Origin of the sequence: Streptomyces sp. NPDC020422 (assembly GCF_044386705.1) — a bacterium.
Taxonomy (GTDB): Bacteria; Actinomycetota; Actinomycetes; order Streptomycetales; family Streptomycetaceae; genus Streptomyces.
Window position 1 is genome coordinate 63,343 of sequence record NZ_JBIRVJ010000006.1, and the last position, 24,336, is coordinate 87,678.

Sequence of the window (24,336 nt, forward strand, 5' to 3'; positions counted from 1 at the left end):
CACCGGACGGTCCGGCGGCCTCGAACAGAGAGCGGAGCCCATGCAGCACGACGCGCACGACGCAGACGCCCCCACCGGCCGTCCGGGACGGCCGCCCGAGCGGGGCGGTGGCCGCGGCAGGCACCGCGGGGGCGCGCCGTCCTTCCGCTGGGCGGGGACGGCGGCGGGGGCGGTCGCGGCCGCGCTGGTGGTGGCGAGCGGGGTGTACGTGACGACGCTCGGCACACCGGCCGGCGCGGGCACTCCCCCGGTGGCGGACACGCGCCTGGCCCCGGCGCCGGTCGCGGACGCGGTGCCCGCTGTGGCGGGGTCGGCGGGGTCGGCGGGGTCGGCGGGGTCGGCGGGGCAGTACGTCGACCAGATCGTCGCCCTCGTCAACACCGAGCGGGAGAAGGCCGGTTGCGGCCCGCTCAGGTCGGACGCCAAGCTGCGCACGGCCGCGCAGGAACACGCCGACGACATGTCCGCACGCCACTACTACGCCCACGAGTCACCGGAGGGGCGCAACGCGGGCGACCGGATCACCGCGGCCGGATACACCTGGTCCACCTGGGGCGAGAACATCCACCGGGGCCCGCACACGCCCGCGCAGGCGGTCGAGGACTGGATGAACAGCGAGGGCCACCGGAGGAACATCCTGAACTGCGCGTTCGAGGACATCGGTGTCGGGGTGACCCTCGCGGCCAACGGCCCCTGGTGGGTGCAGGACTTCGCCTCCCGCTAGGACGGTCAGAGGTCGACGCCGGTCACCTCGAAGGACTGGACCGACCGGGCGGGGAACCACGACCAGAAGCGCCGGCCGTGCAGGAACGTGTCCTGGTGGTGGGCGTACCGTTCGGACCCCGCCGTGGCCGTCATCCAGCGGTCCACGAGTGCGCCGTCGGTGGCCGCGGTGGTGAACCGCGAGAGGTCGAAGTCCAGGTACCGGTCCGTGTCGTGGTTCGCGGCGACGATCACCAGCTTGCGTGCGGCGGAGTCGTACGCGGCGACCACGTCCGGGGTGCCGGTGTCGAGGATCCTCATGCCGGGACGGATGTGCCGGGTGTACTGCGCGAGGACGTAGTACTTCGTGTTGACGAGGCCGAGTCGGTTGTCGACGAGTTCGATCGGGCCCCAGCCGCCGCCGTTGCTGTTGTCGACGACCTGCCAGTACACCCACGCCGTGGGGTGCAGCCATCGCATGTCGAGGCCGAGGTTGCGGGCGATCGTCATCCCGCTGCCGTCGACGTCGGTGTATTCCGACATCCAGATCCGCTTACCGGCCGCGACGGCGGCGTCGTACAGCAGGTCGCGGCGGGTGTCGGCGCGGTAGCCGTGGACGTTGATCCTTCCGACCGTCTGGCGGGTGGCGGGGTCGAAGCGGTTCCAGGTGTCGAGCGCGTAGTCGTAGCCGTTCTCGTCCATGGCGGGGATCTCCATCCACGCCAGGCCGCGGGCGTCGAGCTGGGCTCGGGTCTCGGCGATGAGCCGGGCCTGCTGCGCCGGGGTGTAGAAGCAGCCCTCCTGGCCGCGTCCCTCCTCGGGCGTCCACGGCAGGCAGGGCTCGTTCACGGGCTGTACGGAACGGAAGTCGATGCCCCAGTGGTCGTGGGCGTAGCGCGCGACGGTGGCCAGATAGGCGGCGTGGCGGCCGTAGTTGCCGTCCTGGAGGTTGCAGTGCCAGGGCGTTTCACTGCCGCGCGGGTCGTCGTTCTCGAGCATCCACCACATCGGCGAGTTCGAGAACATCTCGAAGGTGTCGGCGCCCCGGTCCCGCGCCAGCCACATCATGTCGCGCTGGTTGGCGTCGGCGTACCAGTCCCAGCTGGACGAGGACGGGTCGCTGCTGAACCAGTCCAGCTGGTAGCCCTCGAGCGCCTTGTATCCGGCGGTGCTCGGCTCGGGCCGCATCGCACGGCCGTCGATGGCGTGGGTGCTGGAACCGCCCACGTTGTAGCGGACGATGTTCAGGCCGAGCCCCGGCAGGGTCTGGCCGAGCAGCTGTACCGATCCCCTGCCGAAGAGGGCGTCGGCCACCACCGGGTCGGGACCGACCGCCTTGGCCCACCAGCTGAGCGAGGTGCCCCAGCCCTCCCACGTCCCACGGTTCGACGCGGGGTCGACGACGGTCGCCCCGTCCGCCCGCGCGGTGCCGGCACCGAGCCCCACGACCGCCGCCGCGGCCGGCAGGGCCGCCATGCCGCGCAGCACACTCCGTCGATCCATCGCTTGCGTCCCCCTCCCCGTGCGCCCCCGCGCGGGACGCGACCGGCTCAGTCTGAACGCTTCGACCAAGATCGGCAAGCCACCTCGCGCCTTCCGGCCGAGCCGCGGGGAACCGGCGCCGACCTGCGCATTCGCGCTCCGCGCCCGGGCCCGAGGCCCTCCTGGCCGGAAGGCCGCGGCCCACCCCCCTCAGCCGGCGACCGGCTGCTGCCGCGTGTTGGCCTGGGGGGCGGCGACGTGCTGCCGGGGGTCGGCCTGCTGCTGGACGGCGGTCCGCTCCGTCTCGCTCTGGACGAGCAGGGACAGGAGGGAGGCGAGCGGAAGGTTGGCTTCCGCGGGATGGCGCAGCGCCTTGCCCGGCGCTATGCGGTACGTGTTCGTCCGCCCCTCCCGCGTATGCGAGAGATAGCCGTCCTGTTCGAGGTCGGCGATGATCCGCGACACGGCCCGCTCGGTCAGCCGGCAGCGGGCGGCGATGTCGCGGATGCGGGCGTTCGGATTGTCCGCGATAGAAGCGAGGACGCGGGCGTGGTTCGTGATGAACGTCCATCCGGTGTGGGACTCAGGAGCTTCCAGCATGGTCCGGCATTCTACGTGACACGGTTTGCCGGAACGAAAAACCATGACATAGTTTTCCTGCATTCGACGTCACTTCCCCTCGCGCGAGGGGCGCCGGAGGGAGTACACGTATGCCCTGGGATGATGCCGCCATCATCGATCTCCCGCCCCGGTCCGAAGGCACGCTGCCGGCGGCGGAACGGGCCGGGGGCGAGGCACCGCGGCACGCGGTCGTCCGGTACGAGTACCGCGGGGCACAGGTCGTCGAGGCCCGGGGCGAGTACGACCTCCACTCGGTCGACGCCCTGGCCGACGCGCTGTGGGAGGCGGTCGAGACGCACCCGACGGTGATCCTGGACGCCTCCCGGATCACCTTCGCGGACTCGTCCGCCCTGAACCTGATGATCCTCGTCCACCGGACGGGAAAGCTGCGCGTGACGGCACCGTCGGCGCAGGTCCAGCGCCTGTGCGCGATCACCGGCGCCGACGGCGTCCTCCACATCCGGGACACGATCGCCGACGCCGTCGCCGACTAGGTCACCGCGTTCACGGGCCAGGAGAGCCGGCCCGGGAACAGCTCCACGACTCGTCCCGCACCAGCCGCTCGTCGATCCCCACGACCCGTCACTCTTCGCCCCTCGCGCATGACTTCCCGCCGGCCGACGACGCGTCGCACGGACTCGACGGACTCACCGGATGAGGTGACGTCCAAGGCGCCCTGCGCGCCACCGGGCAGCTCCTAGTCGAGCGGCGCGGCGAGTTCCTGTACCCAGACCGTGCCGTCGGTGCCCGGGACCGCGGCGACGCCGGTGTCCCGGTAGGCGCAGTCGAGGAGGTTGCGGCGGTGCGGGGCGTCGGACATCCAGTCGGCCACGACGGCCTCAGGGGTGCGCTGTCCTCGGGCCAGGTTCTCGGCCCAGGCGCTCCAGGAGTAGCCGCCCGCCTCGATCCGCGCGCCCGCGTCCGTGCCCTCCGGGCTGTCGTGGCCGTAGTAGCCGCGGGCCACCATGTCCCTGCCGTACGCGCGGGCCGCGGCCGAGAGCTTCGGGTCCATCCGCAGCGGGGCGCACCCCGCCTCGGCCCGGTGCGCGTTCACCAGCGTGTTCACCTGCTCCGCCAGGCTGGGGCGCGGTCGTTCGGTCCGGGTGGGACGCGGCGAGGGGCTCGGCGAGGGCGGCGGGGTCGTGGTCCGCGTGGCGGCCGGGGTCGCCGGCGCCGGAGGCGCGGGAGCCGGCTTCCGCGTCTCCGCGTGCCGTTCCTGGTCGTGCGGTACGAGGAGCAGCGCACCGCCGAGGATGGCGATGGCCGCGACGGCGGCGGGCCAGAGGAGGCGGCGGGCCCGGTGGGGACCGATATCCGGGATGTCGGGTCCAGGGGACGGGATGTCGGGTCCAGGTGACGGGAGGGTGGATCCAGGGTCGCCCGATGGAAGGTGGGATATCGGAGGCTGGATATCGGATCCGGGATCCAGGGCACCACCGTCGGATCCAGGGTTCTGGACAGGGGATCCACCGGCCCACGCCACGGTCTCCACACCCCCGCTCCCGTCCCGCCCCGCCCACATCAGCAGCGGCGGCACCAGGCCGAAGCCCACGAGCAGGCCCTCCGCGGGGGCCAGGCCCGTGCGGGTGGGGGCGCAGTGGGGGCAGCCGTCGAGGTGGCGGGCGAGGCGTTTGCGCCAGAGCGGGGAGGGGTGGTGGTCCCAGCCGGCGATGGTGGCGGCGAGGTCCGGGCAGGGCGGTGTGGCGGCGAGGGCGCGGACGACGGCGCGACCGGTCTCCAGGCGTTCCTTCATCCGCTGGACCCGCACGGCGGCGTGCCGCGGAGGGACGTCGAGGGCGGCGGAGAGTTCGGCGCGGGTCAGCTCGCCGGCGGCCTCCAGCCACCACAGGGAGAGGAGTTCGCGGTCGTCCTCGTCGAGCCAGCGGGTCGCCTCGGCCACCTCGCGGCGCTGGCCGGTCAGGCCGAGGCGCAGGATGGCGAGGTCGGTGAAGTCGCCGGCCGGGTCGGCGAGGGTCACGGCCCCGTCGAGGCCGGGCAGCGGCGCCTGCTGGCGTTCCCGCCAGCGGTGCCGTATCCGGTTCATGGCGATGGCCACGAGCCAGGAGCGGAAGCGGGCCGGGTCGCGCAGTCCCGGCAGACCGTCCAGGGCGCGGAGCATCGTGTCCTGGACGAGGTCGTCGACGTCGGCGTGGCCGTCGAGGGCACGCCCGACGATGTTGTAGACGAGCGGCAGATAGGCCCGTACGAGTTCGTCCCCGGCGCGCGCGTCACCGGCCCGCGCCGCCTCGACGAGCTCGGCGGTGCGGTGCTCGACGCTGTTCATGTGCTGTGCTCCCTCGTCCCCGGTGACGGTACCCGCCCGGTGCGGGCCGTCTTCGGGAGACCCCCGGGAGCGGCCGGGACAACACTTATCCCGGCAGGTGTCCCGGCGTCCGTACGGGACGGGCCGTCCCGCAGGCCGCTATCCCGACAGATGCGGCAGGATCGGCACCCTCGCCCCGCCCCCTTCCCGTACCGCCGCGACCACGGCGTCGTGCAGGTCGCGGCTGGCCTCCTCCGATCCGCAGGGAACCGGACTGCCCGACATGGTGAACCAGTCGGAGGCGCCGCTGTACTGCACGGCCACACGTGCTTCGCCCTCGGCGTAGGTCGTGTGCACGGTCACATCGCCCGTGACGACACCGACCTCGTCGGTCAGCACCCCGCCACGCCCGGTGTACACACCGGCGGTCGTCCATGATGCCCAGCTCATCCATCCAGACTCACACCCGGACGTCATATGCGCCACCGACGCGACCGCCCCGGCCGGACGGATGTCCGGCCGGGGCGGTCAGGGCGTCGCCTCGGTGATCAGACGAGCGTCGCGATGGCCTCGTTGAAGGTCGCCGAGGGGCGCATCACGGCCGCGGCCTTGGCCGGGTCGGGCTGGTAGTAGCCGCCGATCTCGGCCGGGGAGCCCTGGACGGCGATCAGCTCGTCGACGATCTTCTGCTCGTTGGCGGACAGCGTCTCGGCGAGCGGCGCGAAGGCCTTGGCCAGCTCGGCGTCCTCGGTCTGCTGCGCCAGCTCCTGGGCCCAGTACAGGGCCAGGTAGAAGTGGCTGCCGCGGTTGTCGATGCCGCCGACGCGACGGGTCGGCGACTTGTCCTCGTTGAGGAAGGTGCCGGTGGCGCGGTCGAGGGTGTCGGCCAGGACCTGGGCGCGGGCGTTGCCCGTGGTGGTGGCCAGGTGCTCGAAGGAGGCGGCCAGGGCGAAGAACTCGCCGAGCGAGTCCCAGCGCAGGTAGTTCTCCTTGACCAGCTGCTGGACGTGCTTGGGGGCGGAGCCACCGGCGCCGGTCTCGAAGAGGCCGCCGCCCGCCATCAGCGGGACGATCGAGAGCATCTTGGCGCTGGTGCCCAGCTCCAGGATCGGGAAGAGGTCGGTCAGGTAGTCGCGCAGGACGTTGCCGGTGACCGAGATGGTGTCCTCGCCGCGGCGGATGCGCTCCAGGGAGAACTTGGTGGCCTCGACCGGGGACAGGATGCGGATGTCCAGGCCCTCGGTGTCGTGCTCGGCGAGGTACGTCTTGACCTTGGCGATCAGCTGGGCGTCGTGGGCGCGGTTCTCGTCCAGCCAGAAGACGGCGGGGGCGCCGGTGGCGCGGGCGCGGGTGACGGCCAGCTTGACCCAGTCCTGGATCGGCAGGTCCTTGGTCTGGCAGGAGCGGAAGATGTCGCCCTCGGCGACCTCCTGCTCCAGGACCACGTTGCCGGCCGGGTCGACGAGGCGGACGGTGCCGGCCGCGGCGATCTCGAAGGTCTTGTCGTGGGAGCCGTACTCCTCGGCCTTCTGCGCCATGAGGCCGACGTTCGGGACGGAGCCCATGGTGGCCGGGTCGAAGGCGCCGTTGGCACGGCAGTCCTCGATCACGGCCTGGTAGACGCCGGAGTACGAGTGGTCCGGGAGGACGGCGAGGGTGTCGGCCTCCTGGCCGTCCGGGCCCCACATGTGGCCGGAGGTGCGGATCATGGCCGGCATCGAGGCGTCGACGATGACGTCGGACGGCACGTGCAGGTTGGTGATGCCCTTGTCGGAGTCGACCATGGCGAGGGCCGGGCCCTCGGCCAGCTCGGCGTCGAAGGAGGCCTTGATCTCCTCGCCGAGGCCGTGCGGGAGGGACGCCAGGCCGTTGAGGACGGTGCCGAGGCCGTCGTTGGCGGACAGGCCGGCGGCGGCCAGGACCTCGCCGTACTTGGCGAAGGTCTGCGGGAAGAAGGCGCGCACGACGTGGCCGAAGATGATCGGGTCGGAGACCTTCATCATGGTGGCCTTGAGGTGCACGGAGAACAGCACGCCCTCGGCCTTGGCGCGGGCGACCTGCTCGGCGAGGAAGGTGTTGAGGGCGGCGGCGCGCATCACGGAGGCGTCGACGACCTCGCCGGCGATGACCTTGAGCGGGGCGCGCAGCTCGGTGACGGTGCCGTCGGTGGCGACGTGCTCGAAGCGGAGGGTGGTGTCCTCGGCGATGACGGTCGACTTCTCCGTGGAGGCGAAGTCGTTCTCGCTCATGGTGGCGACGTTGGTCTTGGACTCGGGGGTCCAGGCGCCCATGCGGTGCGGGTGGGTCTTCGCGTAGTTCTTGACCGCGCCGGGGGCGCGGCGGTCGGAGTTGCCCTCGCGCAGGACCGGGTTGACGGCCGAGCCCTTGACCTTGTCGTAGCGGGCGCGGACGTCCTTGTCCTCGTCGGTCTGCGGGTCGTCCGGGTAGTCCGGGAGGGCGTAGCCCTGCGCCTGGAGCTCGGCGATCGCGGCCTTCAGCTGCGGGATCGAGGCCGAGATGTTCGGCAGCTTGATGATGTTGGCCTCGGGCGTCTTGGCCAGCTCGCCGAGCTCGGCGAGGGCGTCAGCGATGCGCTGGCCCTCCTCGAGACGCTCGGGGAAGGAGGCGATGATGCGCCCGGCCAGGGAGATGTCACGCGTCTCGACGTTGACGCCGGCGGTCGAGGCGTACGCCTGGATCACGGGCAGGAACGAGTAGGTCGCCAGCGCGGGCGCCTCGTCAGTGTGCGTGTAGATGATGGTCGAGTCAGTCACCGGGTGTGCTCCGCTCCACGTCTGCGTCTGCGAGATTGCTCGACATCAAGATATCTCGTGATCGGGCTCCTCGGGAAAGGGGTCCTCGGGAACCGGACTCGCGAGTCGGTACGGGGCGGCGCCCCGGTCGAGGTCGACGTGCCGCAGGAGGGCGAGCAGGGCCACGGCGACGCCCGCCCCGGTGCCGGCCGCGAGGGCCTGTCCGCAGCGGTGGGCGATGCGCGGCAGCTCGGCGGGGACGGGCCCGGGGCCCGGCAGGCAGCCCGGCAGCAGATACAGGCCGACGCCGAGTCCCGCCGCCGCGACCAGGACCAGCGGGACGGCCACCAGGAGCCGGCGCCGGGACAGGCTGCCCCGGGGGGCCGGCCGGATCCTGCCCTTGCGGGCGAGCAGGGCGACGAGCGCGGCGAAGGCGGCGAGGACGAGCAGGTCGGCGGCGATCACGTCGCCGGGGCGGTGCCGCCCCGAGGCGATGGCGTACGCGCCGAGGGCGGCGGCCCACAGGGTCGCGAGGCCCACGACGACCGCGCGCAGCCGGTGCGGCACGATCACGATGAACCCGAGGGCGGTGCCGGCGGCGACCACGGAGGCGCTGCCGGGGAAGCCGCTCTGGACGGCGGCACCCGACGCGTCGACGAAGCGGGGCCCCGGTGCGTACCGCTGGAGGAGTTCGGCGGCGACCAGGGCGGTGGCCAGCGTGCCGAGGACGGCGCCGGTGAGGGCGTACCGCTTGCGCAGGGCGCCGACGGCGACGAGCAGCAGGACCGCGAGGACCAGCGAGAGGGTGCCGATGCCGCGCAGTGAGGGGTGCTCGCGCAGGAACCGGGCGACGGCGGGGTCGGCGAGCCGCCCGGCGAGCGCCGCGTCCCCCCAGCGCCGGCCGGTCGCCGTGAGGACGAGTCCGGCGTAGGCGACGGTGAGCAGGAGCACGGCGGCGAGGCAGGCGCGCCGCATGCGTATGCGGATGCGGGCGCTGAACGATCCGGCGGCCTCGGCGGCGACGGCGGCGTACCACCAGGTGTCGCCCGCCGTCGCGACGCTCCGCGCGGAGCCGCCGGTACGGGGCCTGTCGAAGGGTGCCATGCCTCGATTCGACCCCGCCCCGGCCCGGTCCGCCCGCTGGAGGCACCCGAACGACACGCGTCGGGGACGGACGGCACGGATCAGGGCCCGGGGGTCAGCAGGGTGGTCGCGGCGGGGCGCCGCGCGCCGCGGTGGCGCGGCGCCCCGCCGCGCCCGGGAGTCCGGCCGGTGTCAGCGGGCGAGCTCGGCCATGGCGCCCCAGCCCTGCTGCGGCACCTCGACGTTGATGATCTCGGGGGTGGCGGCGATGGCGCCGGCCATCGTCTCGAGGCCGGCCTTGAAGTGCGCGGAGGCGACGTGGGCGGCACCGGCCTCGGCGTCGGCGAACGCCTCCAGGAGCACGTACTGGTGGGGGTCGTCGACGCTGCGCGACCAGTCGAAGAAGAGGTTCCCGGGCTCCTCGCGGGTGGCGCGGGTGAAGTCGGCGACGCGCTCGAGCCAGCTGTCGGCGTGCTCGGGGCGGACGGTGAACCGTACGGCGATGAAGATCATGCCCCCACGGTGCGCCGCCACCCGTGGCCCCGGCCAGTGGAGGGGGTCAGGATTCCGGCAGGGTCGGAAAGGCGGCGGGGGCGAAGAGCGGGACGGCGCGGGCGAGCGCCGCGCGCACGGCGCCGTGCCGCCGCCGGAACTCGGCCGTGGGCAGCGAGACCGACAGCGCGTGCACGACACCGTCGCCGCGCGCCGGGAGCGTGGTCGCCAGACAGGTGTACGCGGGGTCCGCCTCCCCCACGGAGACGGCGAAGCCCCGCTCGCGCACCCGGGCCAGCTCGGCTTCGAAGCGCTCGGGGCTGGTGATGGTGCGCTCGGTGAAACGGGCCATGCCGTGGTCCGCCAGATAGCGCCGGCGCTGCGCTCCTGGCAGCGCGGCGAGCAGGGCCTTGCCGTGGGCGGTGGCGTGGGCGCGGTCCTCGGTGCCGGGGACGAAGGGGTGGGCGGTGTCCGTGACGGGGGCCGTGGTGTCGACGACGGTGATCCGGCCGTCGTGGTAGGCGGTGAAGTACGCCTCGGCGCCGGAGGTGCGGCGCAGCAGCCCGAGCAGCTCGCCGATTCCGGCCCCGCCGCCGCCGAGACCGTGGTGCCGTTGGTAGGCGCGGTGGAGTGCGGGGACGCGGGGCCCGGGGGCGTACCCCTCGGGGGTGCGGACCAAGTGGCCCCGGGCGATCAGCGGGCCGGTCAGGTGGTAGACGGTCGACAGCGCGCAGCCGAGCATGCGGGCGAGCGCCTTCGCGGGGACGGGCCGTTCGGCGTCGGCGACGGCGTCGAGGAGGGCGAGGGCGCGGTCGACGGACTGGGGTCCGGGAGGGGACGAGGGCACCGATCCACCTTAGAGGGTCACCGAGGGATGGGTGAGATGTGGCTCATAGCCCGATTCGCCCGTTTGGACGTACGGTGTCAGTTCGTGATCTGCGCCGATCCGGGCCGTTTCGGCCCGATCCGGCTGATCCACCTCTGATCCTTACCGCACCGGGAGGGTGTGTGCGCCGCTCCACGACCGACCACGCCACCGCGGGCCCCTCGGGGCGCCGCGGCCACATACGCAAGGCGGCGCTCGCGACCGGCGCGGTCGCGGCCGTCGCCGGAGGGCTCTATGTGGCCGGCCTCGTCGCCACCGGGGACGACATATCCGCCGGGACCCGCGTCGACGGGGTGGACATCGGCGGGCTGAGCCGCGCCGAGGCCGCCGCCCGGCTCACGAACGCGGCGCCCGCCGCCTGGAAGGACCCGCTGAAGGTCCGCATCGGCGACACCGACGCGACCGTGGATCCGGCGGCCGCCGGCCTCACCGTGGACGTGGCGGCCACCGCCGACAAGGCCGCGGACCCGTCCCGCGACCCCTTCACCGTGATCGGCCGCCTCTTCTCCCCCGGCGAGCGGAACATCGAGCCGGTGGTCTCCTTCGACGCCGCGAAGGCCGACGCGGCCGTCGCCGCGACCGCCAAGGAGCACGACCGTACGGTCCGCGAGGGCGCGGTGGCCTTCAAGGACGGCAAGGCGGTCGCCACCCCGCCGCGCGAGGGGCGCGCCCTCGACACCACGGCGGCCGTCGACGCGCTGCGCGGCGCGTTCCCCGCGGCCGGCGGCTCGGCCCCGGTGGTGCTGCCGGTCTCCGTGACCCAGCCCAAGGTGACGGCGGCCGAGGTCTCCCGTTTCATGAAGGACTTCGCGACCCCGGCCATGTCGGGTCCGGTCACGCTCACGGCGGGCGACAAGCGGCTCGCGATCTCGGCGGCCACCCTCGGCGACCACCTGAAGGTGACGTCCGCCGGCGGCCGGCTGAGCTCGTCCCTGGACACCTCCTCCCTGCTGCGGGACCCCGACGTGGCCCGCCCCCTGGACGCCCTCACCGGCGCCCCGGTCGAGGCGCGGCTGGGCGTCCGGGACGGCAAGGTCGTCGTCGAGCAGGACGGCCGCCCCGGCCGCGAGGTGTCGGCCAAGGCCCTGGGCCGGGCGGTCGAGCCGCTGCTCACCAAGGAGGGCGCGGCGGCCCGTACGGCGCCGGTGGCCACGAAGGTGACCGAGCCCCAGCTGTCGGCCAGGTCGCTGGCGCAGCTGGGCATCAAGGAGCAGATGTCGACGTTCACGGTGAACTTCCCGACCGCTCCGTACCGGACCACCAACATCGGCCGGGCCGTCGAGCTCATCAACGGCTCGGTCGTGCAGCCGGGCGAGGTGTGGAGCTTCAACCGCACCGTCGGCGAACGCACCAAGGCCAACGGCTTCGTGGACGGCACGATGATCATGGACGGCCAGTACCAGAAGGCGCCCGGCGGCGGCGTCTCGGCGGTCGCCACCACCGTCTACAACGCCCTGTTCTTCGCCGGGGTCCAGCCGATCGAGCACGGCGCGCACTCGTTCTACATCGAGCGCTATCCGGCGGGCCGCGAGGCGACGGTCGCGTGGGGCACGCTCGACCTGAAGTTCCGCAACGACTCGGGCAACCCCCTCTACATCAAGGCGAGTTCGACGGACTCCTCGGTGACGGTCAGCTTCCTCGGCACGAAGAAGTACGACTCCGTGGAGGCGGTCGCGGGCCCGCGTACGAACGTGAAGCCGCCCGCCGAGCGCAAGGACCCCAGCGAGAAGTGCGAGGTCCAGGAACCGCTGGAGGGCTTCGACATCAACGTCGACCGGGTCTTCAAGAACGGCGGGACCGAGGTGAAGCGGGAGACGTTCTCGACGCACTACACGCCCCGGGACAAGGTGACGTGCACGGGGGACGCGAAACAGTGACCGGCGCACGACGGGAACAGTGAACGGCACGCGGCATGCGGAGGGCCCTTCTCCGTGGAGAAGGGCCCTTCGCGTCACGGGCTACGTCCCGTCCTCGTCGGGATCGCCCTGGTCTCCCTGGTCTCCCTGGTCCCGGTCAGTGGTCCTGCGTCCGTGACAGCGCCCGGCGGCGTACGCGGTAGGCGGCGCCGTACCAGCAGAGCGCGAACCACCCCATCACGCCGCCGACGACGATCCCGGCCGCGAGGGCTCCGCCGAGGACCACGTTCAGGATGAGCATCAGCGTGCAGGCGACGGTCAGGCCGAGAAGCAGCAGGCCGCAGACCATGAGCCGCCCGGCGGCCGTCACGACCTCCTCCTTCAGGCGCCGTCCCGCGAGGCATCGGTGCAGGGAGACCGGGGCGATCAGGGCGGCCGTCGAGGAGGCGGCGAGGACGACCGTCACGACGTACAGTCCGCGGTCGAAGGGGCCCAGTTCACGGAAGCGCGCGGTGAAGGCGAGGCTGAGCAGGAAACCGAACAGGATCTGCACCCCGGTCTGGGCCACCCGGGTCTCCTGCAGGATCTCCTGCCACCGTCTGTTGACCCGCTCCCGGGCGCCTTCGGGTGGGCGCGGCGGCGGCGCGGGCGACGTCTCCTCCGGCACGGCCCGCCACTCGGCCTCCGTCGGGCGTCTCGTCGTGGTCATGACGGCCTCCTGGGCCTCGGCTCGGCGCGTCCCCGTCCTGCGCAGTGCGGTGCCCGGCAGGCGGTCGCGCAAACGGCCGAGCCGGACCCCGGCACCGGCCGCCTATCCGTCTTCCGCGACCTCCGCGAAGGGGCTGCTGTGCAGATGGGCGAGGAGGTCGGCCGGGTCGTCGTACACGGCGGCGGCGCCGGCCTCGGTGAGGTCGGCGCGCGGAATGCCACCGCACAGCAGCCCGGCGCTCACCACCCGGGCGTGGCGCGCGGCCTTCATGTCCCAGACGCTGTCGCCGACGAACACGGCCCGGTCCGCGGGCACGCCGACGAGCGAGAGGGCGTGTTCGATCGGGTCGGGCGCGGGCTTGCCCCGCTCGACGTCGTCGGCGCTCGCGGTGTCCGTGAGGGCGTCGTCGGCGTCGACGGCCCGGCGCAGGGCGCTCAGCTCGCGGTCCTTGGCCGAGGTCACCAGGACGACCTTCCAGCCGTCGTCCGCGAGTGTCCGCAGCAGCTCCGCCGTCCGGTCGAAGGCCTGCAGGCGCTCGAAGAACGTGCCGTAGAGCGTGTCGTGGGCCGCGCTCAGGCGGGCGTCTTCCGAGCGGTCGCGGGACGGACCGAGCAGGTGCTCGATGAGCTGCTCCCCGGGCAGTCCGATGGCACGGTGCACGGCGTGCGTCGGCACCCGGTGGCCGCCCTGCCGGAGGGCCTCCCACCAGGCGACGACGTGGAGGTGGTTGGTGTCGACCAGGGTGCCGTCGACGTCGAAGAGTGCGGCGCGGTCCATGTTTCCGCCTCCCTACAGGTCGCGCAGTGCGGGCAGCAGGGTCGACTCCGCCCAGCGGAGGAAGGGTGCCTGGTGGTCGCCGCCGATCTGGACCAGGGCCAGATCGGTGAACCCCGCCTCGGCGTAGCCGCGGGCCGCCGCAAGGACGGCGTCCACGTCGTCGCCGCAGGGGATGCTCTTCGCCACGTCCTCCGGACGGGTGTGCGCGGAGGCCTGGGCGAAGCCCGCCGGCAGCGGCAGTTCGGCGTTGACGCGCCAGCCGCCCAGGGCCCACCGGAACTGTTCGTGGGCGCGGGCCATGGCCGCGTCCCGGTCGGTGTCGTAGCAGATGGGCAGCTGTCCGATCCGGGGCTTGCCCGCCCCGCCCGCGGCGTCGAAGGCGTCGAGGAGCTCGCGTTTGGGCTCGGTGCTGATCACCAGGTCGGCGTGGCGTCCGGCGAGGGCGCAGGAGCGGGGCCCGGAGACGGCGATGCCGAGGGGCGGTGGGGTTTCGGGCACGTCCCAGAGCCGGGCGTCGTCGACCTGGAAGTAGCGTCCGTGCCAGGTCACGTACTCGCCGGAGAACAGGGCGCGGATGATCTCGGCGGCCTCTCCCAGCATGGCCAGCCGCACCCGGGCCGAGGGCCAGCCGCGGCCGACGATGTGCTCGTTGAGGTTCTCGCCGGAGCCGAGGCCGAGCCGGAAGCGCCCTTCGCTGAGGAGCTGCAGCGTCGCGGCCTTCTGGGCGACCACCGCGGGGTGGTAGCGGAAGGTCGGACAGGTCACGTAGGTCATGAGCGGGATGCGGGAGGTGGCCTGCGCCGCCGCTCCCAGGACGCTCCACGCGTACGGGGCGTGTCCCTGGGCCGGCAGCCAGGGGAAGGAGTGGTCGGAGATCACGGAGAAGTCGAATCCGACGCGTTCCGCCTCGACCACGTGTCCGACCAGCTCGCGCGGGCCCGCCTGCTCGGTCATCATCGTGTATCCGATGTGCATCATGCTCCGCGAGTTGCCGCGAGCGGGGGTTCCGAAACGGGCGGGTGCCGCGCGCGGCCCGTGGCGCGCGCCGTCGCCTCCGCCCTCACCCTCGCACTGGCCGGGCGGCCGTTGCTCCTGCCGGCGACGCCCGCCGCGGCGTACGCCGGCGGCGGCGCGGGCGGCCGTACGGGTGGGGAGCGGCGGCGACGAGACCGTCACCGCGGAGCTCGTGGCCCTGGACCGGGTCACGGGCACCTGCGAGACGATCAACCGCGGCTGACGCCCCGCCTACGGGTTCCCGCCGCCGTCGAGCGCGTGGACGATCGCCGACGAGAAGGCGTCGAGGTCGTCCGGCTTGCGGGAGGTGATCAGGGGGTGACCGCCGGAGTTGTCGACGACGACCTCCCGGTCCGTCCAGGTGCCTCCGGCGTTCTCCAGATCGGGCCGGAGCGAGGGGTACGAGGTCAGTTCCCGGCCCTTGACGAGCTCGCTGTCGACGAGCAGCCACGGCCCGTGGCAGACGGCGGCCACGGGCTTCCCGGACTCGGCGAAGGCCGAGACGAGGCGGCGCGCGTCGGCGTCGGTCCGCAGCCGGTCTGCGTTCAGCGTGCCACCGGGCACGACGACGGCGTCGTACGCCTCCGCGGAGGCCTGTGCGAGCGTCGTGTCCGGCTGGACGACGGCGCCGGGCTCGCGGTCGGAGACGAGGGTCTGGACCGGTTCGTCCTTCAGTGCGGCGACCGTGACGCGGGCCCCGTTCTCCCGCAGGACGGCCGCCGGTTTCGTCAGCTCGTCCTGCTCGGTTCCGTAGTTGGTGGTGAGGACGAGCACGTTCTGTCCATCGAGCGACACGGTACGTCTCCTCTCGGAAGATGCGGCTTGGTACGCCTGCGCGTGACCGCGCAGGCGCCCCGCAAACCTCGTGGATCCGGCGGATCGAGCAGTGGGCGCATGCACCCGGCGGACCCGACCGTGAGACGGGTCAGGGCCGCCGGGAGTGGGCGCTCATCCGCAGGTCGCGCACCTCGAGCGTCACGGAGGGGGCGAGGCGCCCCCGGCGGCCCGGCACGTGCTCCAGGCGCCACCGGGCCGCGATGGTCGCGAGGGCGAGGGTGGCCTCGACCATGCTGAAGGAGTCGCCGACGCACTTCCGGGCGCCCGTGGCGAACGGCAGGAACGCGTGCCGTTGCGGCCGGGGGTGCGCGGGGTCCCAGCGGTCGGGGGCGAAGGCCTCCGGATCGGCGTGGAGGTCGGGCCGGTGGTGGATGAGATAGGGGCTGTACGCGACGCTGGTCCCGGCCGGCAGCAGATGCCCGCCGAGCCGGGTGTCGGTCGTCACCACGCGGGTGAAGAACCAGCCGGGCGGGCGCAGTCGGAGGGTCTCGGTGATGACGCGTTCGCTCAGCGGCAGCCGCGGCAGATCGGCGTACGTGGCGGGGGCACCGTCCAGGACGGAGTCGACCTCGGCGTGCAGCCGCCGCTCGACCTCGGGGTGGCGGGCGACCAGGTCCAGCGCCGAGGACAGGGTGGCGGCGGTGCTCTCGATGCCGGCCAGGACGAACGAGACGATGGTGTCGCTGATCTCGGCACCGGTCATACCGGGGCGGTCGTCCTCGGGATCGTGCGCCGCCATCAGGGCCGAGAGCAGGTCGCCGTAGTCGGCGCCGTCCGCGCGCCGCCGGGCGATGAGGTTCTCGACGGTGCCGTGGAGCCGGGCGCGGGCGGCGAGGTGGGCGCGGTTGCCGGGTGTGGGCAGACGGTCCAGCGGCGGGATCAGGAACATGCGCTGGTACAGGCTCTTGACCACGGTGGTGACATCGGCGGCGAGCCGGCCGTGCGCCGCGGCCGGCAGGGCGTCGGAGAACAGCGTGGCGGTGATGATCCTGGCGCTGGTCGCCATCATCTCGGCGGGCACGTCGAGGACCTGGCCGTCCCGCCACGCTTCGGTCGTCTCCTGGACGCAGGCGGTCATCGCCCGCGCGTAATCCGGCAGCCGGGACGGGTGGAAGGCCGGCTGCGACAGGCGACGCAGCCGGCGGTGATCCTGGTGCCGGCAGGACACCACGCCGTCGCCGATCACCTCGCGCAGGCGGTCGTACAGGGGCCCGCCCTTGTCGAAGACCCGGTCGTCCAGCAGGGCCTGCCGGGTCAGTTCCGGATCGCAGATCACGACCACGGAGAGCGGGCCGAGCCGGATGCGGACCAGCTCCCCGAGGGCGGGCAGCGAGTTCAGGAACGCCAGCGGGTCGCGCAGCAACGGGATGACGTGCCCGATGAGGGGGAGTGCTCGGGGAGCGGTCGGGAGGGAGGAGACGACCTTCATCGCGTGTATGTAGCGCGCCCCCGTGGTGCCGCCTGCGCCCGCCCCGGGAAACGGCAGGTCAGTGGGTGTCACCCCGGTCGGCGTCGAGTTGACGGCCACCGGGTCGACCTCCGTCGGGCAGGTCTCCGCCGGGCCGGTCTCCGCCTGGCCGGTCTCCGCCGGCTCGCTCCGTGCTGAGCAGGCGGTGGAAGAAGGCGCGGTAGTGGCGCAGCGCCGTGCGGAGCTGCTCGGTGTCGACGTCCTCGCCCTCGCGCCACTGCCCTTCCAGGCGCTTGCGGTGGGCGGAGAAGGAGCCGGCGAGCTTCTGCATGACCGCCGCCACCAGCTCGTCGGCCTCCTTGACGGCCCGGCGCGGATCGTCGACGAACAGGCTCTGCAGCTCGTGCCACCGGGACCGGAACTCGTCCGCGTCACCGGGGTCCATCAGCCGGAACTCGTCCTCGCCGCCGCCCTGTTCCCGCTCTCCGGCCCCTTCCCGTTGCCCCCTCTCCTCGCTCATTTCCCTCTCCTCCCCTTCCGCGTTCTCCTCGCTCCCCAGGCCGACGGTGCTCGTGGCCTCGCCCGGGTACACGGGCGCCGAGCGGGCCTCCCGGGTCGTCGGGTCCCGGTCGGTCTCCGGGGCGGTGTCGCGTTCGCGGGAGCGGGCGATGTCGTCGGTCGACAGGTCGGTGCCGCTGGTCTCGGGTATGTCGTCGCGCATGGCGAGTGCCGCCTCTCAGGCCCGGCCGGAACCGGACGGGCTTCCGTCGGTGAGCAGTTCCTCGAACAGGACCCGGTAGTGGATCATCGCCCCACGCAACTGCTCGGTGGTGGCCTGGTGGTCGGAGCTGATCCGCTCCACCTCGTGGGCCGCGCGGTAGTGCTCCAGCGTGCGGCCGTGCTCCACGGAGAGGTCACGGGCCCGCTGCTCGAAGTCGTCGGTGGGATAGCCGCGTTCGTGCATGAGGCTGGTCACCAGCCGGTCCGCGTCGTGGACCGACGACTCGGGCCTGTCCACGAAGCGCTCCTGCACCGCGCGCCACTCGCTTGCGTACCGCTGCCTCTGGTCGGGGTCGAGCGGCCGGATGTCGAGGGAGTCGTGCCGCTCCTCGCGTGCGGCGAGGTCGTGCTCGGCGGCCCGCCGGCTGCCGGCCTCGTCGACCGTGCGGTCGTACTCGGCGCCGAACCGTTCCTGGAGCCGACGCCGGCGGCGCCGGTTCACGGCGATCGCCACGGCGATCAGGACGATCACCACCGCGACCGGGATGATGATCGCCAGCAGAGTTCCCGTTGACATGGTCGCCCCCTTGGACGTCGATGGACCCTTGTCTCCTGCGGCTGCCCGCCGACAGGAACGCGAAACGGGCACGGACACCGGCGCCGCCGGCCGGGTGACGCCCGCCCGGGCGGCGGCGTGTGCGGATCCCGGTCCGGCACGGCGGCGCGAGGATGCACGAGTCCTGGTCTCGCCTCGCCCCAGCGGAGTCCCCCCGTGCTCGAACACAAGCGGCTGCGCCTGCTCCCCGTACTGTGCGTGGCCGCCCTCGCCCTGAGCGCGTGCGAGTCGCCCGGAGCCCGGGAGGACGCGGCCGGGCGGGTGGCGCTCGCCTTCGAGGCGGCCCTCAAGGCCGACGACCACGCCGGGGCCTGCGCCCTGCTGGCCCCGGTCACCCGCGACCAGCTGGTGCGGGACGAGAAGAGCGCCTGCGCGAAGGCGCTCGCCGCGGAGGATCTGCCCCGGGCCCGCGGGATGCGGGCCGTGGAGGCGTACGGGAGGGAGGCGATGGTCCGTCTGTCGGGCGACACCCTGTTCCTGTCGCTGTTCACCGGCGGCTGGAAGGTCGTGGCCGCGGGCTGCACGCCGCGGCCGGACGAGCCGTACGAGTGTCTGGTGAAGGGGGCCTGAGGTGCGTGTCCTGTTCTGCGCCACGCTCGCCGTGATCCTGGGCGGGCTCGGCTACTTCATCACCATCGGGGTGCTCCAGCGATGACGGACCCGCGCGACCGCGCACGGCACGGAAGCTTCCTGCGCGACAACAGCCTGACGCTCGTCTTCGGGATCGCCTTCCTGGTGACCCTGGCCTTCCAGGCCGTCGTCGGCCATGTCGAGTACAACGAGCAGCTCGCGGTCGCGGGCTTGCAGCAGATCGACTTCGCCGAGTACGTGACGTCGTCGGACTTCGCCGTGGACGTGACGGAGAACTGGCAGTCGGAGTTCCTCCAGTTCTTCCTCTACATCTTCGGCACGGTCTGGCTGGTCCAGCGCGGCTCCCCCGAGTCCAAGCAGGTCCACAAGGCGGGTCCGGAGAGCGACGAGGAGCAGCGGGTGGGCGTCCATGCGCGGGAGGACTCCCCGCGCTGGGCCGGCGCCGGGGACTGGCGGCAGACCCTCTACTCCCGCTCCCTCGGGACGGTGATGGGCTCGCTGTTCGTCCTGTCCTGGCTGGCGCAGTCCGTCTCCGGCACGGCCGCGTACAACGGCGTGCAGCTGCGTCAGCTGGAGGAGCCCGTCAGCTGGGCCGGTTATGTGGCCACGGCGGACTTCTGGAACCGGACCCTGCAGAACTGGCAGTCCGAGCTCCTCGCCGTCGCGGCGATGGTCGTGCTCTCCATCTATCTGCGCCAGCGCGGTTCCCCCGAGTCGAAGCCGGTCGGCGCCTCGCACACGGCCACCGGCGTCGAGGGCTGAGGCAGGGCGGGCGCCCTCACGCGCCCGGTTCCTCGCGGACCAGGCGCAGCACGGCCCGCTCCACGGCGCCCTGGGTGGCCGGGCGGCCGAACCGGGCGTCCTCGCCGAGGCGGCCCAGCGAGCGGGCGATGGTCCGGCCGTTCTCGAAGTGCTCGATGACGACCGGGTCGATGTACGAGGCGCGGCACACGGCCGGGGTGTTGCCCAGGTAGTCGGCGACCTCGCGGACGGCCCGGGTGACGGCCCGGGAGCGGGCCGTGGGCGACCCGTTCGCGGCCGGCTCGGACACCGCGAGGGCGACGGCGGCGAGCACGGTGGCGTGCCAGGTGCGGAAGTCCTTGGCGGTGATGTCCCGTCCGGAGCGCTCGCGCAGATAGGCGTTGAGGTCCTCGGCTCGCACCTCGCGCCAGTCCCGCCCCTCCCGGTAGGCGAAGAGCCGTTCGCCGGGTTCCCTTCGCCGCAGCAGTGCCCGGACGACCGCGAACGCCGGATCGTCGACCAGGGCCCGGTGCTGGTGGCGGCCCGACTTGGCGGGAAAGCTGAGACAGACCTCGCCCCGTCGGCACTCGGCGTGCTCGCGCAGCAGGGTGGTCAGCCCGTAGCTGTCGTGCTGCCGGGCGTAGCGCTCGCCGCCGATCCGGAAGAAGCCCAGGTCCAGCAGGCGGGCGGCGCAGGCCAGGACCCGGTCACGGCCCAGGCCCCGGCCGGCGATGTCGTCGGCGATGGCCCGGCGCAGCCGCGGCAGGCCCGCCGCGACGCGGCGGACGTGGGCGTGCTTGGCCGCCTCCCGCTGCTCGCGGAAGCGCTCGTGGTACAGGTACTGGCGGCGGCCCGCGGCATCGGTTCCCAGGGCCTGGATGTGCCCGTTGGGCCAGGGGCAGATCCACACGTCCCGCCAGGCGGGCGGGATGACGAGGGCGGTGACCCGGGCACGCTGCTCGGCGGTGAGCGGCCGGCCGTGCTCGTCCAGATAGCGGAAGCCGCGGCCCTGCCGGACCCTTCGCCAGCCCGGCCGGTCCGGGGCGCTCGTCCGCAGCCGCGCCGTCACGGGACGAGCAGCGTCTTGATCATGCCGTCCTCCTTGGCCTGGAACCGGGCGTAGGCCTCGGGGGCCTGTTCCAGCGGGAGGGTGTGGGTGGCGAAGCCCTCGACGCCCAGCGGGTCGCCGTCGGTGAGCAGCGGCAGGATGTCGTCGGTCCAGGCGCGCACGTTGGCCTGGCCCATGCGGAGCTGGATCTGCTTGTCGAACAGTGTGAGCAGGGGCATCGGGTCGACCGCGCCGCCGTAGACCCCGCACACGGACAGCGTGCCGCCGCGCCGGACCAGCTCGATGCCCGTGTGGAGGGCCTGCAGCCGGTCGACGCCCAGGTGTTCCATGAGCGGCCTGGCCAGCCGGTCGGGAAGCAGGGCGGTGGCCTTCTGCGCCAGGGCGGCCGGGCCGGAGCCATGGGCCTCCATGCCGACGGCGTCGATCACCGCGTCGGCCCCGCGCCCGTCGGTGAGGTCGGCGACGGCCGCCTTCAGACCGCCGTTCCCGTCCGCCTCGCGCAGGTCGAGGACATGGACGCCGGCGTCGCGGGCCCTGGCCAGACGGGCGTCCACCAGGTCGATGCCGATGACCACCCGGGCGCCCCGGTGGAGGGCGATGCGGGCCGCCATCTGGCCGATGGGCCCGAGCCCGAGGATCGCGAGCGAGCCGCCGGGAGGGACGTCGGCGTACTCGACGGCCTGCCAGGCGGTGGGCAGGACGTCGGACAGGTACACGAAGCGCTCGTCCGGCGGCCCGTGGGGGACCTTGACGGGCAGGGTGTCGCCGAACGGCACCCGCAGGTACTCGGCCTGGCCGCCGGGCACCTGCCCGTAGAGCTTGGTGTAGCCGAAGAGGGCCGCCCCCTTGTCGTAGGCGCGGACCTGGGTGGTCTCGCACTGGGACTGCAGGCCCTGGTCGCACATGAAGCACGAGCCGCAGGAGACGTTGAAGGGCACCACGACGCGGTCGCCCCGGGTCAGGGTGCGCACCTCGGGCCCCGTCTCCTGCACGATGCCCATGGCCTCGTGGCCGAGGATGTCACCCGGGTCCAGGTACGCGCCGAGCACGGAGTAGAGGTGCAGGTCGGAGCCGCAGATGCCGGTCGACGTGACCTTCACGACGATGTCGGTGGGGTCCTGGACGACGGGGTCGGGAACGGTCTCGACACGGACGTCCTCGCGGCCCTGCCAGGTCAGTGCGCGCATGACGGTCCCTCCTTCGGTGGCGTACGGCGCGACTGCCCGCTGCGCGCCGGACCATGCCCGGCAGGGCACCGCCCGCGTCCGTTCCGGTCTCCCGCTCCCGCCTCAGGGCGTGCGGGGCAGGTGGATGTCCAGCACGCAGATGTCGTCGCGGCTGCGCTCACGCCCGGCGGCCAGGGTGCGGGCGAGGCTCTCGTCGCGGCCCTGCCGGACCAGGCGGGCGGCGGTGGCGGCCAGGCCGGCGAGGCCCGTCTCGATGTCCTCGTCGGGTTCCTCGACGAGGCCGTCGGTGTAGAGCAGGAGGTGGTCGCCCGGCTGGAGGACGAGCGTGGCCTCGCCGTACGGCGCGTCGAACGAGGCGCCGAGCAGGGGCCCTTCGGGCTGCGGGAGGAATCGTCCTTCGCCGTCGCGGATCAGCAGGGGCGGCAGGTGCCCGGCCCTGACCCAGGTCAGCCGGTGGTCCTCGGGGCGGTAGCGCGCCATCACCATGGTCGCCGTGGCCCCGGGGGGTTCGGTGGCCGTGTGCAGCAGCAGGGCGTTGAGGCGGCCGAGGACGGTGGGCAGCCGGGACCCGGTGATGGCCATGCCCTTGGCGGTGAACCGGAGCTGTGCCATGGTGCCGACGGCCGTAAGTCCGTGGCCGGCGACGTCTCCGACGACGAAGAGGGCACCGCCGTCGGGGAGCGCGATGGCGCTGTACCAGTCTCCGCCGACGTTCACGCCCTCGTCCGCGGGCAGGTAGGCGACGTCGACGCGCAGCCCGGTGAGCTCGAGGGACTGCTCGGGGATCGGCAGCAGGGTCTCCTGGAGCCGGGCGGCGAGGGCCCGTTCGGCCTTGAGCATGCCCCGCTGGATGAGGTTGTCGCGTTCGCTCTCGCGCAGGGCGATCTCGGTGCCGCGCTGGGTGGTGAGGTCCTGGAAGAAGCCGTGGACCTCGACCGGGGTGCCGGCGGAGTCCACGTGGGCCTCGGCGACGATCCTGAGGTGGCGCACGCCGTGCGGGGTGGTGATGCGGAAGGGCTGGTCGACCGCCGCGCCGTCGGCGAGCAGGCGCTGGACGGCCGCGCCGAGCCGCGGCAGGTCGTCCGGCACCAGATGGGCGGGGAGCTCCTCCAGGGTCATGGGCCCGAGCTCACGATCGCGCGCGAAGATGGTGTAGACCTGGTCGGACCAGGTGATGGTGTCGGTGGCCAGGTTCCAGCTCGCCCAGCCGAGGTTGCCCAGGCGCTGCAGGTCGTCCAGGCGGCGGGCCTCGCGCTCGCTGGTGTCGTGGCGGACCCAGGAGACCACCAGCCGGCCCTCGAGACGGGAGGCCCGCACCGAGTAGACCGACTCGTAGGGCACGCCCAGGACGACCTCCTCGTACGTGAACGGAAGCCCCTCGTAGACCGTCCCCGTCGCCAGGGTCTCGAGGTATCCGTCCCACAGCTCGCTGCCCGCCACCGTCGGGTAGGTCTCCAGGATCCTGCGCCCGAGGAGTTCCTTGCCCCGGCGCCCGGCGATGTCGAGCGACTCGGCCGCCGCCGCGTCGATGCGGAAGTCCTCGACGCTGCCGTCGGGCGCGCGCAGCGGCGTCAGCAGGATGGCCGGCCCGGGCAGGGCGTCGAAGACCCGCTGGACCGCGACGACGGCCGCGTCCTGTCGTGCGGGTCCGGGGGCGCCGCGGCCCGTGTGCGCGCGCAGCGGCCCTTCGCACAGCCGGACCGCCTCGCGCAGCAGACTGCGGGTGTCGTGGGCGAACGGGCCGTCCTTGGTGCGGAAGAAGCCGACCGCCAGCGTCGCGGGCCGCTCGCCCGGGAGCGGGATCCACGCGCGCGAGGGCCACACCGCGGGGGTGTCGCCGATGAGCACATAGCGGCCCGCGTCCAGCCGAAGGTCCTCCAGCCACACCGCGTGGGCCTCGGTGAGCGCCTCCAGGGCCGCCACACCGGCCAGCGGCGGGACGTGGCTCCACTGCTCCGCCAGCTCCGCGGCGAGGCCGGCGTGGCCGACCAGCTCCAGGCTTCCCGAGGCGGCCCGGGCGTAGATCATGACGGCGTCGACCTGCTCGGCCCGGCCGAGGACCGCCCGCAGGAGCTCCGCCACCTCACTCGCGGTCGTCGTGGTCGCCAGGCCCTCGGCCAGCCGCGCCAGGAGCGCCCGCCGGCCCTCGTGGGAGGCACGGGTCGAGTAGCGGGCGGTGCTGAACGAGGACGCCGCCGCGCCGGAGGAGGGGGGCGGCGGCTGTGGGGCCGCTTCGAGCACGTGGGGGCGAGTGCCGCCCAGGGTGAGCCAGCATTCCTCGGTCAGCGTGCAGTGGCGCTGCGCCGCGCGCTCCTGCAGCAGTTCGTAGGCGGCTTCGGCGGTGACCCCCTGCTGGGCCATGAGCACGCCCTTGGCCCGTTCGAGGACAGCCGTCGCCGCGGCCCCGGCCTCCAGGTCCGCGACCTCGGCCCGCAGCCTGGCGACGACCTTGGCCAGCGCGAGCACCTCGGGGGGTGCGCCGTCGGCCGAGGAGGCAGGCACGTCCTCCATATCCCGAGCATGCCACAA

23 protein-coding genes are annotated in these 24,336 nt (G+C 73.3%); 5 read left to right on the forward strand and 18 right to left on the reverse strand.

The features are described from left to right. Positions 1–40 precede the first annotated feature (40 nt). Complete coding sequence (locus tag ACH414_RS17355; RefSeq protein WP_398942310.1) at positions 41–724, forward strand: CAP domain-containing protein; 684 nt, start codon at positions 41–43, stop codon at positions 722–724. 5 nt (positions 725–729) lie between these two features. Here the strand turns inward: ACH414_RS17355 and ACH414_RS17360 are convergent, their stop codons facing one another. Together ACH414_RS17360 and ACH414_RS17365 are read right to left on the reverse strand one after the other, a co-directional pair. Then, a complete protein-coding gene (locus ACH414_RS17360; protein WP_386570158.1) occupies positions 730–2,205 on the reverse strand; it encodes a glycoside hydrolase in 1,476 nt (491 codons plus the stop codon). A gap of 189 nt (positions 2,206–2,394) precedes the next feature. Then, positions 2,395–2,784, reverse strand: a complete 390-nt coding sequence (locus ACH414_RS17365) for a helix-turn-helix transcriptional regulator (RefSeq protein WP_382534112.1) — start codon at positions 2,782–2,784, stop codon at positions 2,395–2,397. A gap of 110 nt (positions 2,785–2,894) precedes the next feature. On the opposite strand from ACH414_RS17365, the gene ACH414_RS17370 reads away from it, so the two are divergent. Further along, a complete protein-coding gene (locus ACH414_RS17370; protein WP_398942311.1) occupies positions 2,895–3,299 on the forward strand; it encodes an STAS domain-containing protein in 405 nt (134 codons plus the stop codon). A gap of 203 nt (positions 3,300–3,502) precedes the next feature. On the opposite strand, the gene ACH414_RS17375 is transcribed toward ACH414_RS17370, so the two are convergent. From ACH414_RS17375 to ACH414_RS17400, 6 genes are all read right to left on the reverse strand, one after another. Continuing rightward, entirely contained in the window at positions 3,503–5,089 is a 1,587-nt protein-coding gene (locus ACH414_RS17375; RefSeq protein ID WP_398942313.1) for a sigma-70 family RNA polymerase sigma factor, read from the reverse strand. A 138-nt stretch (positions 5,090–5,227) separates the two neighbouring features. Then, a complete protein-coding gene (locus ACH414_RS17380) occupies positions 5,228–5,518 on the reverse strand; it encodes a hypothetical protein (protein WP_382534106.1) in 291 nt (96 codons plus the stop codon). A 98-nt stretch (positions 5,519–5,616) separates the two neighbouring features. After that, the gene (locus tag ACH414_RS17385) at positions 5,617–7,842 is read right to left on the reverse strand and encodes an NADP-dependent isocitrate dehydrogenase (RefSeq protein ID WP_391768803.1); all 2,226 of its coding nucleotides are present in this window, start codon (positions 7,840–7,842) and stop codon (positions 5,617–5,619) included. A gap of 45 nt (positions 7,843–7,887) precedes the next feature. Further along, on the reverse strand, positions 7,888–8,925 hold the full coding sequence (locus ACH414_RS17390) for a phosphoesterase (protein ID WP_382534102.1): 1,038 nt from the start codon (positions 8,923–8,925) through the stop codon (positions 7,888–7,890). Positions 8,926–9,096: 171 nt separating this feature from the next. Beyond that, positions 9,097–9,417 carry a putative quinol monooxygenase gene (locus ACH414_RS17395; RefSeq protein WP_382534101.1) on the reverse strand — a complete coding sequence of 107 codons (321 nt, stop codon included), beginning with the start codon at positions 9,415–9,417 and terminating at the stop codon, positions 9,097–9,099. A gap of 46 nt (positions 9,418–9,463) precedes the next feature. Beyond that, positions 9,464–10,243 carry an IclR family transcriptional regulator gene (locus ACH414_RS17400; protein ID WP_382534099.1) on the reverse strand — a complete coding sequence of 260 codons (780 nt, stop codon included), beginning with the start codon at positions 10,241–10,243 and terminating at the stop codon, positions 9,464–9,466. A gap of 161 nt (positions 10,244–10,404) precedes the next feature. Here ACH414_RS17400 and ACH414_RS17405 point away from each other — a divergent pair, with 161 nt between their 5' ends. Then, positions 10,405–12,159 carry a VanW family protein gene (locus ACH414_RS17405; protein WP_382534097.1) on the forward strand — a complete coding sequence of 585 codons (1,755 nt, stop codon included), beginning with the start codon at positions 10,405–10,407 and terminating at the stop codon, positions 12,157–12,159. Between the two features lie 136 nt (positions 12,160–12,295). Here ACH414_RS17405 and ACH414_RS17410 read toward each other — a convergent pair whose 3' ends face one another. The 7 genes from ACH414_RS17410 to ACH414_RS17440 form a co-directional block, all read right to left on the reverse strand. Continuing rightward, entirely contained in the window at positions 12,296–12,847 is a 552-nt protein-coding gene (locus ACH414_RS17410; protein WP_382534095.1) for a DUF6328 family protein, read from the reverse strand. A gap of 102 nt (positions 12,848–12,949) precedes the next feature. Continuing rightward, a complete protein-coding gene (locus tag ACH414_RS17415; protein WP_391768807.1) occupies positions 12,950–13,624 on the reverse strand; it encodes an HAD family hydrolase in 675 nt (224 codons plus the stop codon). A gap of 12 nt (positions 13,625–13,636) precedes the next feature. Next, positions 13,637–14,602, reverse strand: a complete 966-nt coding sequence (locus ACH414_RS17420) for an LLM class F420-dependent oxidoreductase (protein ID WP_398942317.1) — start codon at positions 14,600–14,602, stop codon at positions 13,637–13,639. Positions 14,603–14,869: 267 nt separating this feature from the next. Continuing rightward, entirely contained in the window at positions 14,870–15,433 is a 564-nt protein-coding gene (locus ACH414_RS17425; protein ID WP_398942319.1) for a type 1 glutamine amidotransferase domain-containing protein, read from the reverse strand. A 130-nt stretch (positions 15,434–15,563) separates the two neighbouring features. Then, positions 15,564–16,904: a cytochrome P450 gene (locus ACH414_RS17430; RefSeq protein ID WP_398942322.1), complete on the reverse strand. Its 1,341-nt coding sequence runs from the start codon at positions 16,902–16,904 to the stop codon at positions 15,564–15,566. Positions 16,905–16,962: 58 nt separating this feature from the next. Further along, the gene (locus tag ACH414_RS17435) at positions 16,963–17,604 is read right to left on the reverse strand and encodes a hypothetical protein (protein ID WP_398942324.1); all 642 of its coding nucleotides are present in this window, start codon (positions 17,602–17,604) and stop codon (positions 16,963–16,965) included. Between the two features lie 15 nt (positions 17,605–17,619). Beyond that, complete coding sequence (locus tag ACH414_RS17440; RefSeq protein ID WP_382534084.1) at positions 17,620–18,180, reverse strand: hypothetical protein; 561 nt, start codon at positions 18,178–18,180, stop codon at positions 17,620–17,622. 195 nt (positions 18,181–18,375) lie between these two features. Between ACH414_RS17440 and ACH414_RS17445 the strand changes: the two genes are divergently transcribed. Together ACH414_RS17445 and ACH414_RS17450 are read left to right on the forward strand one after the other, a co-directional pair. Then, complete coding sequence (locus ACH414_RS17445) at positions 18,376–18,789, forward strand: hypothetical protein (protein WP_382534082.1); 414 nt, start codon at positions 18,376–18,378, stop codon at positions 18,787–18,789. 81 nt (positions 18,790–18,870) lie between these two features. Then, on the forward strand, positions 18,871–19,572 hold the full coding sequence (locus ACH414_RS17450; RefSeq protein ID WP_398942326.1) for a DUF6766 family protein: 702 nt from the start codon (positions 18,871–18,873) through the stop codon (positions 19,570–19,572). 16 nt (positions 19,573–19,588) lie between these two features. Here the strand turns inward: ACH414_RS17450 and ACH414_RS17455 are convergent, their stop codons facing one another. The 3 genes from ACH414_RS17455 to ACH414_RS17465 form a co-directional block, all read right to left on the reverse strand. Next, a complete protein-coding gene (locus tag ACH414_RS17455) occupies positions 19,589–20,620 on the reverse strand; it encodes a DNA topoisomerase IB (RefSeq protein ID WP_382534079.1) in 1,032 nt (343 codons plus the stop codon). Beyond that, positions 20,617–21,807 carry a zinc-dependent alcohol dehydrogenase gene (locus ACH414_RS17460; protein WP_382534077.1) on the reverse strand — a complete coding sequence of 397 codons (1,191 nt, stop codon included), beginning with the start codon at positions 21,805–21,807 and terminating at the stop codon, positions 20,617–20,619. The genes ACH414_RS17455 and ACH414_RS17460 overlap by 4 nt, the downstream gene beginning before the upstream one ends. A 102-nt stretch (positions 21,808–21,909) precedes the next feature. Then, positions 21,910–24,318, reverse strand: coding sequence for a SpoIIE family protein phosphatase (locus ACH414_RS17465; RefSeq protein WP_398942329.1), 2,409 nt, complete (start codon positions 24,316–24,318; stop codon positions 21,910–21,912). Positions 24,319–24,336 lie beyond the last annotated feature (18 nt).